The sequence below is a fragment of the Actinoplanes subglobosus genome, assembly GCF_042650585.1.
GTDB lineage: Bacteria > Actinomycetota > Actinomycetes > Mycobacteriales > Micromonosporaceae > Actinoplanes > Actinoplanes subglobosus.
On sequence record NZ_JBHSBL010000020.1, the window covers coordinates 21,024 to 33,722 of the forward strand.

A 12,699-nucleotide genomic window follows, 5' to 3' on the forward strand; every position below is an offset into this window, starting at 1 on the left:
CCATGCGAGCCACCGACCTGTCCCGCGCTGTCGAGGGCGTGCTCGCCGGCGACCGGGTGTGGGTGGCGCGTGCCCTCACCCTGGTCGAGTCGATCCGCCCGGACCACCGCGACACCGCCGAGCGGCTGCTCGGCGCGCTCACCCCGCACGCCGGGCACGCCGTCCGGGTGGGGGTCAGCGGCCCGCCCGGTGTCGGCAAGTCCACCTTCGTCGAGGCGCTCGGCACCACCCTGACGGCGGGCGGGCGCCGGGTCGCGGTCCTGGCCGTCGACCCGTCGTCCCCGCGCGGCGGCGGCAGCATCCTCGGCGACCGCACCCGGATGGGCCGGCTCGCGGCGGATCCGGCGGCGTTCGTCCGCCCGTCACCCAGCGCCGGAACCCTCGGCGGGGTGACCGCGGCGACCCGTGCGGCGATCGTCGTGATGGAGGCCGCCGGATACGACGTGGTGCTGGTCGAGACGGTCGGTGTCGGCCAGTCCGAGACCGCGGTGGCCGCGATGGTGGACACGCTGCTGCTGCTGGCCCAGCCCGGAGCCGGCGACGAGCTGCAGGGTGTCAAACGCGGTGTCCTGGAGTTCGCCGACGTCATCGCCGTCACCAAGGCCGACGGCTCGCGGGCCGCCGACGCCCGCCGTGCCGCCGCCGAACTGTCCACCGCGATGCGGCTGCTGCACCCGTCCGGCACATCGTGGCGGCCGCCGGTGCTGACCTGCAGCGCGGTCGAGAACACCGGCATCACCGACGTGTGGGCGGCGGTGACCCGGCACCGGGCCGCGTCCGGCCACCCGGCGGCACTGGCCGAGAAGCAGGCCGCGTCGCTGTGGGCCCTGCTCCAGGAGCGGGTCATGGCGCAGCTGCGCGCCGACCCGGAGGTGCGGCGCCTGCTCCCGGACCTCCAGCGGCGTGTCCGCACCGGTGGGTGTTCCGCGACCGAGGCCGCGGAACACTTGGTCCAGGCGTTCCGCGGCGGGATCAGCCGATGATGTCGCAGATCGCCGAGCCGGTGGTCACCGCGCTGCCCGCCTCGGCCCGGATGCCGCTGACCGTGCCGTCGCGGTGAGCGTGCAGCGGCTGTTCCATCTTCATCGCCTCCAGCACCGCCACCAGTTCACCGGCCCGCACGTACTGCCCGTCTGCGACGGCCACCTTCACGATCGTGCCCTGCATCGGCGCGGTCAGCGTGTTCTGGTCCAGCACCGCGGCGCCACGACCGGAGCCGCGGCGTGCCGGCCGGGCCGGCTGCGGCGTCGCCGGCGTGGCCGTGACCCGTGCGGCCGGCAGGGTGACCGCGACCCGCCGCCCGTCCACCTCCACGACCACGGTCTCCCGCGGGTCGTCGGCCGCCTCGGTGACCACCGGCGTGGCAGCGGGCAGGTCGGCGGCGAACTCGGTCTCGATCCACCGGGTGTGCACGGTGAACGGCCCGCCGTCACCGGTGACCTCGGGCGCGAACGCCGGATCGGCCACCACCGCCCGGTGGAACGGCAGCACCGTGGGCACCCCGGCAACCTCGAACTCGGCGAGCGCGCGGGCCGCCCGGCGCAGCGCCTCGGCCCGGGTCGCGCCGGTCACGATCAGCTTGGCCAGCAGCGAGTCCCAGGCCGGGCCGACGACCGTACCGGCCTCCACGCCGGCGTCGAGCCGCACTCCCGGGCCGCCCGGCGGACGGAACACGGTGACCGTGCCCGGTGTGGGCAGGAAACCCCGGCCCGGGTCCTCGGCGTTCACCCGGAACTCGATCGCGTGCCCGCGGACCGGCGGATCCGGGTAGTCGAGCATGCCACCGTCGGCGATCCGCAGCATCTCGGCCACCAGGTCCAGCCCGGTCACCTGCTCGGTCACCGGATGCTCCACCTGCAGGCGGGTGTTGACCTCCAGGAACGACAGCGTGCCGTCCGCGCCGACCAGGAACTCCACGGTGCCGGCGCCGACGTAACCGGCGGTACGCAGGATCGCCTTCGACGCGGCGTAGAGCTCGGCGTCCTGTTCGGCGGTCAGGAACGGGGCCGGTGCCTCCTCGACCAGCTTCTGGTGGCGTCGTTGCAGTGTGCAGTCCCGGGTGGACACGACGACGACGGTGCCGTAGCGGTCGGCCAGGCACTGGGTCTCGACGTGCCGGGGACGGTCCAGGTAGCGCTCGACGAAACACTCGCCGCGACCGAACGCCGCGGTGGCCTCGCGGACGGCTGACTCGTACGCCTCGGTGATCTCCTCCGGGTGGCGCACCACCCGCATGCCGCGGCCGCCACCGCCGTAGGACGCCTTGATCGCGATCGGCAGACCGTGCGCCCGGGCGAACGCCTCGACCTCCGCCGCGTCGCCGACCGGCCCGGGAGTCCCGGCGACCAGGGGAGCGCCGGACCGCTGCGCGATCGCCCGGGCCGACACCTTGTCGCCGAGCAGGCGGATCGCCTCCGGCGGCGGACCGACCCAGGTGACCCCGGCGGCCAGTACGGCCTCGGCGAACTCGGCGTTCTCGGAGAGGAAGCCGTAGCCCGGGTGCACCGCGTCGGCGCCCGAGCGGGACACCGCGGCCAGCACTCTGCCGATGTCGAGATAGCTGGTGAGCGGGCTGTCACCGCCGAGGGCGTACGCCTCGTCGGCCAGCCGGACGTGCGGCGCGTCCCGGTCCGGGTCGGCGTAGACGGCCACGCTGGTCAGCCCGGCGTCCCGGCAGGCCCGGACGACCCGGACGGCGATCTCGCCGCGGTTGGCGATGAGGACCTTCTTGATCGGCATGCTCGTTGGCTCCGCTCATCGGGGGCGCCAGCCCGGCAACGGCCGGGACGCCCAGGAGGTGGACAGCGCCGCCCGGTCCCATGTCGCGCGGGGCCGCACCGGCGGGGCGTCGTCCACCGCCGGGCCGCGCCGGCTGAGCAGGACGGCGGTCAGGGCGGCCAGTTCGGCCGGTGTGAGGGGGCCGCCCCGGACCACGATGGTCATTGCGGCGGATTGCCGTGTTTACGGCCAGGCAGGGTACGGGCCTTCGACTCCAGCGCGGTCAGGGCGTCGATCAGGCGCACCCGGGTCTCGCCCGGTTCGATCACGTCGTCGACCAGGCCCCGCTCGGCGGCGTAGTAGGGGTGCATCAGCTCGTCGCGGTACTGGGCGATGCTGGCCGCCCGGGCCGCGTCCGGATCGGCGGCGGCACTGATCTGCCGCCGGAAGACCACGTTCGCGGCACCCTCGGCACCCATCACCGCGATCTCGTTGGTCGGCCAGGCCAGCGACACGTCACAGCCGATCGAGCGGGAGTCCATCACGATGTACGCGCCGCCGTACGCCTTGCGCAGGATGACCTGCACCCGCGGGACCGTGGCGTTGCAGTAGGCGTACAGCAGTTTCGCGCCGTGCCGGATCACCCCGCCGTGCTCCTGGTCGACGCCGGGCAGGAATCCCGGCACGTCCACCAGCGTCACCAGTGGAATGTTGAACGCGTCGCACATGGTGACGAACCGTGCCGCCTTCTCACTGGACGCGATGTCCAGCACCCCGGCGAACCGGCTCGGCTGGTTGCCGACGAAACCGGTCACCCGGCCGCCCAGCCGGGCCAGGCCGACCACCACGTTCGGCGCCCAGCCCTCGTGCACCTCCAGGAACTCACCGTCGTCGACGATCTCACCGACGACGGCGCGGATGTCGTACGCCCGGCGCGGGTCGGCCGGCACCAGGTCGAGCAGCGCGTCGGTGCGGCGGTCGACGGGATCGTGGACCGGCAGGGCGGGCGGCTGCTCCCGATTGTTCGACGGCAGCAGCGACAGCAGGTAACGCACGTCCGCCAGGCACTCCTGCTCGTCGTCGTGGACGAACGACGCGACCCCGGACTTGGTGGCGTGCACGTCCGCGCCGCCGAGCTCCTCCATCGTGATCGTCTCGCCGGTCACCGTCTGCACGACGTCCGGCCCGGTCACGAACATCTGCGACCGGTCGCGGACCATGAACACGAAGTCGGTCAGCGACGGTGAGTAGGCGGCACCGCCGGCGCACGGGCCGAGCATCACGCTGATCTGCGGGAGGACACCGGAGTTGCGTACGTTGCGCTGGAAGATCCCGCCGTAGCCGGCCAGCGCCGAGACACCCTCCTGGATCCGTGCCCCGGCCCCGTCGCACAGCCCGACGATCGGGGCGCCCGCGGCCTCGGCCAGGTCCATGATCTTGTGGATCTTCTCGGCGTGCGCCTCACCGAGGGCACCTCCGAAGATCCGGAAGTCGTGCGCGTAGACGAACACGGTCCGCCCGTTGACCGGCCCCCACCCGGTCACCACCCCGTCGGTGTAGGGCCGCCGCTTCTCCAGCCCGAACCCGGACGCCCGGTGCCGCCGCAGGCCGTCGATCTCGGTGAACCGCCCGTCGTCGAACAACAGGGCGATGCGTTCCCGGACGGTGAGTTTGCCCCGGGCGTGCTGTCTGCGGGTGGCGTCGTCACCGGGCCCGTCCAGCACCTCCCGCCGGATCCGCCGCAGCCGGGCGGCAGCCGTTCGGGCGTCCTCCGGCTCGGGCGCCTCCTGCGGAGCCGGTCCGAGCCGGGCGTCCTCCTCGGCCGCCTCCTGAATGATCGTCATGGCGCCGCTCCTGACTGGCCGTCCCTACGGTTCGTCCCGCCATTCGATTCCACGCCGCCGCTCCCGGACACCCCTATCCCGCCCCCTACCGGGATCGACCGGCATCGTCCCCGGTGACTGTCCGGTGCAGATCCACCAGATAGCCGCTGGCCTCCGCGGTGCGAACAATTGCTTCCGCGGGCTGGGCACGGAATCTCCGTTCGCCGTGACCGCCGGTCGGTACGAGTCTCGTGATGGCCTGCACACGCCAGCGGTAGGCCATGGGGCGCCGCAACGCGGGCTCCAACTCGTCCACGACGTAGTCGTCGGCGACGCTGACGGTTCCTCGCAGGCGTACCCAGGTGCCGGCGTCGGGGGCAGCCTCGGTCTCGTCCTGAGCGGTGACGTGGATCGGGACTCCGGCGAGGTCCAGTACCCATCCCCCCAGCTCGGACGTGCCGTTCAGGGGCAGTACGACTCCGGTCAGGAAAATCTCCGCCTGCTGGTCGGAACTGGACGTGGCCCGCACGACCTCAGGCCGGCGGTCGCCCTCGGCCACATGGTCCCAGCGGTACGAGTGAGCGGTCAGAGTCACGGACACCTCGCCACCCACCCGCGCCCGGAAGCCGCTGCTTCCCACCAGGTCAGGGGCTACGAGTACGTCCGGGAGAGACAGGTTGGCAGGCTCAGGAAATCCCATCGAACTCCGATCACGGGTCATTTTCGACCGAGCGACCGAGGCCGCCGCGTACCGTGCGGCGACCTCGGTCTCGTCCTCCGTTTTAACCGATCGCGTTCTTGACCCAGTTCGGGCACCGTCCGACGTAGGTGTTGCAGTACGCCGTGGGGAATCCGAAACTGTACCCGTCCCGCAGGAGCCGGAAATCGACCGAGGCCACGATCGCCGTCTTCTTCAGGCTCTTGCACCGTCGGATGATGCCCGACCACGTGCAACGCATCTTATGGACCGGGTAGCTTTCGTAGGTGTATTTCTTACCGTTGACGTGATACCAGTACTGCGGTCGTTTCGTGGTGATCTGGAGAACCCGGACCGTCAGATTGTGCTTGCGGTCGATCTTCTCCAGGTTATGGCCCGTGATGTTGCCGTTCGAATCGAAATTGGCGACACCTTCCCGGATGACCGTGTGCACACCACGCACTTCCCGCCAGGCGGCGACGCGAGTGTAGGCACTCATGATTCCCACGGTCGGGGGCTCGACCGGAACCGGTGCGTATTCGGCCGATCCCCGTCCCGAGCTCGGCGCGTCGGGTTCGACCGGAGGCGGGCTACCCTCGCCGCCCGAAGCCGTCCATGCCTCGTTGAACGCGGTGTCGTCGTTCGGGTCCAGGGGCTCCGGAGTGCCCTCGGCCGCCGGCGGTTCCAGCGCGGAGGAGGCGGAGGCGTCGGCGGCGGGCACGATCGCCTGGTCGATCTGGGCACGGGTGTAGCCCATGGCGACGAGCTTGTTCTCCATCTCCGCGCCGGTCATCTCCATGCCTTCGGTGATCCCGGCTCCCGCCATCACGGCGAACTCGCCCTCACCGCTTTCGTAGGTGATCGTCGAGTAGGGCACCTGAGCGGTGTCGTCGGCGTTACGGGAGCGGAATTCCTTCCACTGCTTCGTGTCGGCCTCGTTGGTCGCCCGTACTCCCATGTGGCCCCACGAACTGTCGGCCGCCGCCGCACGCTGGAAGAAGGTGCGCGAGTCGATCGACACCCAGCCGTCGTTGCAGGAGGAGTTGAAGCCCTTCGTCTCGGTCGACGTCGCCTCCTTCGTCAGCCACCGGGGCTGGTTGGCCCATCGGGTGTCCGCGTCGGCCGGCTCCGTCGTCCAGATCTCCCACGACGTCTTGCTGCACGTCGTCGAATACCAGTTGTAGAAGTAGGTACGCGCTGCCGTGATCTCCATGCCGCGTAGCGCCGAGGTGTTCCACTTGACGAAGGTTCGCGACTTCTTCGGCGATGCCGACGTCGTCACCCCCAGGCGCAGGTAGTCCGCGCCGCCCTGGTCAGCCGACGTGCCCTCGGAGACGGTGGTGTCGAAGTAGGTGGTCAGCTTGCTGATCTGCGGGTCGATCGTGATCGGGTACCTGGTCTTCGGGTCGGTCAGCCACGCCTGGTCGGGGTTCAACTGGAGAGTGACCGAACCGGTCGGCTCCGGCTCGCTTCGAGCGAGGGTCCTGGCCCCCGACGGCTTCGCCGGCTTCCGCACGGCCACGTCGATCTCGGCGGTCCGGGCCGGGGTCTCGCCGTTGGGCGCCAGCTGGGCGTCCCACATCAGCGGCGTGGGCACGGTTCCCATGGTCTTGCCCTGCCGGTTCTTGACCTCGAGCGACCCCGTGGAGTCCTCCGTCACCGAACCCACGCCGGCGCCGGTCAGAGGAAAGGACAGGCTCTTCACGGCGGGCAGTGCCGCCGGGGTCTTGACCACGACGAACTGCTCGAAGCCCGAGCGGGTCGCCTCGACCACCACGTCGATACCGGGCGAGACCTCCCGGTAGACGGCCTTGTTCCGGTCGAGCTGCGGCTCCGGCAATGCTGAGGGCCACTCCATGTTGACGACACCGGCACCGTCGCCGAGCGACGCCAGCGTCCCCGATCCGGTCCGTGAACCGGAGAGTTTCAGTCCGATGGGATGTGCCACCGGAACCACCGAGCCGTCCGCGGCCTTCCGCAGGTCGAGGTTGACCGGCGTCCAGCCGTTGTCGCGGCGGATCCGCACGGGACCGGCGGCGACGCTGGCCTCGACCGCCCCGGACGGCAGGGCGAAGTATTCGGATGTCTCGGACGTCAGCGAGGTGATCCGAACACGCTGACCCGTCTCCATCGCGGCCGCGATCGCCGTCTTCCGGTCAGGGCGCTCGATGGTCTGCTGTGTCCCGGCCCCTGGCGCGGCCACCTCCGCCGCGGGCGTTGCGGGGTTCGCCGACGCGGGCTGAGCCACCACGCCGTCGGTCATTCCGAGAACTGACGCTACCGCCACACCGATGGCGAAAATGCGACCCGTACGCCCGTGGAGCGGACTCCGGGCGAAAGTGGAATCGTCTGCCGATGGCAATTTTTTTAACAAACCTTGTTCCCCGTTTTCCATCAACCGCAGTGATCAACTACTGCGGCGCCGTACCGTAGCAGATTCGGTGCGGAGGCCTCCGCGGGGAATGTGATTCGATGTTGATCAACTCAGGCATAACCGATCAATGGTGGGGTATGTGCCGACACTTCCCGGATATGCGGCAGGCCCTGTTCCGGGAAATGTGGTGTTCCGAGCCAATTCAGGGCCCCGCGGAAAGCGGTTACATGCGGCGACGGGGCGAATCGGCGGTTCCATCGGTCACCGGCCGTGGCGGCGCCGGGGCGGGGAGGGTGCCGCCGGCGGCCACGCCGGGTGGGATCGTGCACGTCGCCCAGGTGTGCCGCGAAGTGATGTATCTGATTCCACCGATGGCTTCCAGCGTGCACAATCGGTCGGCGTTCACGACCGACGACAGGACCCGGCATGAGCTTCAACGGCTTCATCTCCTACAGCCATGCAGCTGACGGCAAGCTGGCCCCGGCGGTTCAGCGGGGACTGCACCGGCTCGCGAAGCCATGGCACCGCCGCCGGGCATTGTGGATCTTCCGTGACCAGACCGGCCTGTCGGTGACACCCGGGCTGTGGTCGTCGATCCAGAAGGCGCTGGACGGCTCGGAGTGGTTCGTGCTGCTCGCGTCACCGGCGGCGGCCCGGTCACCCTGGGTGAACCGGGAGATCGAGTACTGGATCGCGACGAAACCGGCCGACCGGATCCTGCCCGTGGTGACCGACGGCGAATGGCGGTGGGACGCCCGGCTCGGCGACCTCTCGGCGGACTCGACGGCCGTACCGGACGCACTGCGTGGTGTGTTCGCCGAGGAGCCGCTCTTCCTCGACCTGCGCTGGGTGCACGACGACCAGAGGCTCAACCTGCGCGACATCCGCTTCCGGGACGCGATCGCGGAACTGGCCGCCCCGATGCACGGGGTCAGCAAGGACGAACTGGAGAGCGAGGATCTCCGGCACCACCGGCAGAGCCGCCGGCTGCGCCGGATGGCGGTGGCGGCCGTCGCCCTGCTCACCGCGGTGGCGTCCGGGACCGCCGTGCTCGCCGACCACAACGCCGACCGGGCCACCGCCGCGGCGGTGGAGGCTCAGCGCCAGCAGCAGGACGCCTCACACCAGCGTGGCGAGGCCGAGCGGTACGCCGAGGAGGCCGGCCGCCAGAAGAAGAACGCGCAGACGCAGGAGGCCCGGGCGCACGCCGCCACCGAAGAACGCCTGCAGCAGGAGAAACGCGCCCGGGAACTGCAAGCCTCGGCCCAGCAGGCGGCGGCCGAGGCACGACGGCAGGAGAAGGCCGCACGCCGCCAGCAGGAACTGGCCGCCCGTTCCCAGTCCCTGGCACGCCAGCAGGAGGCCGTGGCCCGGGAACAACGCGAGCTGGCACAGCAGGCGGCGCGCGAGACGGCAAGCCAGCGGATCATCGCGGAGCAGCAGCAACGCCTCGCCGAGGAAGCCGCCGCCGAGACCGAACGGCAGCGGAACAACGCCCAGCAACAGCAGCGGATGGCCGAGGAGGCCGCCGCCGAGGCCGACCGGCAGAAGGCGATCGCCGAGCAGAACGAGCGGATGGCCGGGGAGGCCGCGGCGGAGGCCGACCGGCAGAAGGCTCTGGCTGAGCAGAACGAGCGGAAGGCGGGAGAAGCCGCGGCGGAGGCCGACCGGCAGAAGGTGATCGCCGAGCAGAACGAGCGGAAGGCGGGGGAGGCCGCGGCGGAGGCCGACCGGCAGAAGATCCTGGCCGAGCAGAACGAGCGGAAGGCGGGAGAAGCCGCGGCGGAGGCCCGTCGGCAGGAGGCCAACGCCGAGGAGCAGAAGAAGATCACCGCCGGGCGACGGCTGATCAACCAGGCGAAAGCGACGATGGACAACGACCCGGTGACGGCGCTGCGGCTGGGGATCGCCGCGCAGCGGATCCAGCCGGGCACCGAGGCACGCACGGAACTGGCGGGAATCGTCAGCTCCGTCCGCCGGGCCGGCACGATGAACGACGCCTGGTACGCCGCACACGGGCCCGGCGACGTCGTCGCTGTCGTCGAGTCCGAGTTCAACGCCGCCCTGTGGAGCGTCGCCGACCGTGCCGACCCGGTCCGGCTCGCCCCGCTCGACGGCTTCCTCTTCACCTCTCAGCCCGTCTTCAGCCCGGACGGGAAGCTGCTGGCGATCGCCGGCGACTACGCGCTCGTGCCGCATCTGTTCGACGTGTCCGACCCGGCACATCCGAAGCGGGTCGGCACCGTCCCGTCCGAGCTGAGCAAATGGAACACCTTCAGCCCGGACGGGACGATGCTCGGCACCGTCGACTACTACGGCGTGTGGTCCCTGTGGGACGTCACCGACCCCGCCCGTCCCACCATGCTCACCCAGCAGACCGGCGGATATCCGGCGCCGCTGGCGTTCAGCCCCGACAGCCGGAGCGTGGTGACCGCCGGCGCGCCCGGAACCGTCTGGGACATCACCGACCGCACCCGCCCCCAGCGGGTGGCCACGCTGCCCGGCAGCTGGGCACGGGCCGTCGCCAACCCGGTCCGGCCCCTGCTGGCCACCAGCGACAAGGAGGGGACGCTGGCGTTCTGGAACCTGGCCGACCCGGCGAAGCCGCAGCGGGGCGCCACGACGTCGGTCCGTGCCCACAGCATGGCGTTCAGCCCGGACGGCCGGACGATGGCCAGCGGCGACGACGCCGGCATGACGCGGCTCTGGGACCTGACCGACACGCCGGTACCCATGATCGAGCTCAACGACCAGGGCGGCTCCCCGAGATCGATGTCGTTCAGCCAGGACAGCCGGATCCTGTCCGTGGTCGGCAGCCTCCGCACGCTGAGCCTGTGGAACGCCGCGGCACACGGTGAACCGACGGGTGTCGGCCAAGCTGACGGGACCACCGGACAGACCGTGACGGCGGCCCTCACCCCGGACGGGCGACGGCTGACCACCGTCCACGCCGACGGGACGGCGACGATCTGGGACGTCTCGGACCGGACCCACCCGGTCGCGCGTGGCACCGTGCGCATCCGGGACGGGGGCATCAGCATGGCGGCGGTCAGCCCCACCGGCGACGTGATCGCCGCGAGCGGGATGACGTACGGCGAACGGATCACGTTCACCGACGTGAAAGACCCCGGCGCACCGAAACCGCTCGGCTGGATTCCCGGCTGGGATCTGGACAGCCGCATGACGTTCAGCCCCGACGGGCGCACGCTCGCCATCGACATCGGGGCGTACACCGTCATGCTCTGGGACGTCACCGACCCGTCCGACCCCGGCCCGGTGACCATCCTGGACGGCGTGGACTGGGTCGACGCCATCGCCTTCAGCCCCGACGGGCGCACCGTCGCCGTCGGCGAGGGCCGGTCGGTCGTCCTCTGGGACCTGACCGACCGGGGGAATCCGGTACGGGGCGCGACGCTCAAGGGACACGCCGACGCCGTACTCGCCGCGGCGTTCAGCCCCGACGGGCGCACGCTGGTGACCGGCAGCGCCGACCGGACCGCGGCAGTGTGGACCCTGACCGGCCGCCCTCGCCGGCAGGCGATCCTGACCGGTACCAAGGCCGCGGTGTGGTCGGTGGCGTTCGGGCCGGACGGGCGGACCCTGATGACCGGTTCGAAGGACGGCGCGGTGGCGTTCTGGGACGTCGGAGAGCCGTCCGGCCCGATCCGGATGGCGTCGATGCGGCGCGCCGCCCTGGGGTCGAAGATCCTGCTGCCACACCCGGACGGCCGGACGCTGACGGCCGACGGCGGCGAGTCCGGGGTCCGGCGCGCGGCACTGTGGGACTACACGGCCCTGACCGCCCTGCGGGACGAGCCGGCTGCGGCCGCCTGCGTGGCAGCCGGCGGAGGTTTCACGGCCGACGAGTGGGACGCCTACATCCCGGAGATGGCATACCAGCCGACCTGCCCGGCGTAGCGGAGACCCGGCAGCGGCGGTGGCCGCCGCTGCCGGGAAGCCACCCCGGAGGGACTACCAGCGACGCTCTTCCTCGCAGGAGACCAGAGTGTTCGAGGCCTCCGCGTGTCCCGAGCACACGTCGGTACCGGAGCCGCCGTCGAGAACGCTGACACCGGTCAGGTTCGACGCCGAGATGTCGTCGTCGCCGGCCTCCCCGTGAACCTGGTTCGCGCCGTTCCAGCCGAGCAGGCGGTCCGCGCCGCCGCCACCGAGAATCACGTCGGCACCGTCCCAGCCGTGGATCTCGTTGGCTGCCGCGTTCCCGGTCAGGCGATCGTTGCCGGAGCCGCCGTAGATGTCCTCGACATCGGCGCCGACCGTGTCGTGCTCGCCCGCGATCCCGTCGTCGCGGGAGGCCCCGTCCAGGTCGACGGTGACCGCCTTGGTGTAGCCGTGGTAGACCACCAGGTCCCGCCCGGAGCCGCCGAGCAGAACGTCCGCCGCGGCCGTGCTCGAACCCTCGTCACCGTAGAGCTCGTCGTTGCCCGCCCCGCCCTCGATCCGGTCCCTGCCCACCGAGCCGTAGAGGAAGTCGTCGCCGTTCCCGCCGTAGATCCGGTCGTCACCGGGCCCGGCCGACACGAGATCGCGCCCGTTGCCGCCGTAGACCACGTCGTTGCCGGAACGGTCCGGGCCGTTGACGCACTCACCCTCACTGTTCACGGTGTCGTCGCCGTCACCGGCGGAGACGTAGTCGGCACCGTCCCCGGCCACGATGGTGTCGTTGCCGCCCCGGCCGTAGATCTTGTCGTTTCCGGCGTTGACCCGGTCGCACGGGTCGTCGCCGTAGAACACGTCCCCCTTGGGCCCACCGGCGAGCTTGTCGGCGCCGTCCCCGCCGTGGGCCACCAGCTTGAGGTCGCTGTTGTTGACCACCGAGTCGTTGCGGTCGTACACCTTCACGACCACCTGGGCAGGGGTCTTCTTCGTCTTGCAGCGGACCTTGGTCTTGTCGCCCTTGACCCGCTTACAGCCTTTGCCGGGCGTGATCGCGACCCGGTCGTCGATGGTGACGGTCCGCCCGGAACGGGTGATGACCACCGTGTTCTTGACCCCGTAGGCGGCGGTGAAGGTCACCTTCGAAGTCCCAGCGGCCGCGTCCCCCGAACCGTCGGCCCGAGCCGGAC

8 protein-coding genes are annotated in these 12,699 nt (G+C 71.1%); 2 read left to right on the forward strand and 6 right to left on the reverse strand.

Annotated features, from left to right (window positions below; genetic code table 11):
- Positions 1–2 precede the first annotated feature (2 nt).
- Positions 3–983 carry a methylmalonyl Co-A mutase-associated GTPase MeaB gene (gene meaB, locus ACFO0C_RS29265; protein ID WP_378069944.1) on the forward strand — a complete coding sequence of 327 codons (981 nt, stop codon included), beginning with the start codon at positions 3–5 and terminating at the stop codon, positions 981–983.
- Here the strand turns inward: meaB and ACFO0C_RS29270 are convergent.
- From ACFO0C_RS29270 to ACFO0C_RS29290, 5 genes are all read right to left on the reverse strand, one after another.
- On the reverse strand, positions 973–2,733 hold the full coding sequence (locus tag ACFO0C_RS29270; RefSeq protein WP_378070482.1) for an ATP-binding protein: 1,761 nt from the start codon (positions 2,731–2,733) through the stop codon (positions 973–975). The genes meaB and ACFO0C_RS29270 overlap by 11 nt on opposite strands.
- A gap of 21 nt (positions 2,734–2,754) precedes the next feature.
- Positions 2,755–2,943 (reverse strand): acyl-CoA carboxylase subunit epsilon, encoded by a 189-nt coding sequence (locus ACFO0C_RS29275; protein WP_378069945.1) that lies wholly within the window; start codon positions 2,941–2,943, stop codon positions 2,755–2,757.
- Positions 2,940–4,562, reverse strand: coding sequence for an acyl-CoA carboxylase subunit beta (locus ACFO0C_RS29280; RefSeq protein ID WP_378069946.1), 1,623 nt, complete (start codon positions 4,560–4,562; stop codon positions 2,940–2,942). Before ACFO0C_RS29280 ends, ACFO0C_RS29275 begins: the two co-directional genes overlap by 4 nt.
- A gap of 85 nt (positions 4,563–4,647) precedes the next feature.
- On the reverse strand, positions 4,648–5,142 hold the full coding sequence (locus ACFO0C_RS29285; RefSeq protein WP_378069947.1) for a hypothetical protein: 495 nt from the start codon (positions 5,140–5,142) through the stop codon (positions 4,648–4,650).
- A 181-nt stretch (positions 5,143–5,323) separates the two neighbouring features.
- A complete protein-coding gene (locus ACFO0C_RS29290) occupies positions 5,324–7,501 on the reverse strand; it encodes a hypothetical protein (protein ID WP_378069948.1) in 2,178 nt (725 codons plus the stop codon).
- Between the two features lie 537 nt (positions 7,502–8,038).
- On the opposite strand from ACFO0C_RS29290, the gene ACFO0C_RS29295 reads away from it, so the two are divergent.
- Complete coding sequence (locus tag ACFO0C_RS29295) at positions 8,039–11,530, forward strand: TIR domain-containing protein (RefSeq protein WP_378069949.1); 3,492 nt, start codon at positions 8,039–8,041, stop codon at positions 11,528–11,530.
- 54 nt (positions 11,531–11,584) lie between these two features.
- Here ACFO0C_RS29295 and ACFO0C_RS29300 read toward each other — a convergent pair whose 3' ends face one another.
- Entirely contained in the window at positions 11,585–12,649 is a 1,065-nt protein-coding gene (locus ACFO0C_RS29300) for a calcium-binding protein (protein ID WP_378069950.1), read from the reverse strand.
- Between the last annotated feature and the right edge of the window lie 50 nt (positions 12,650–12,699).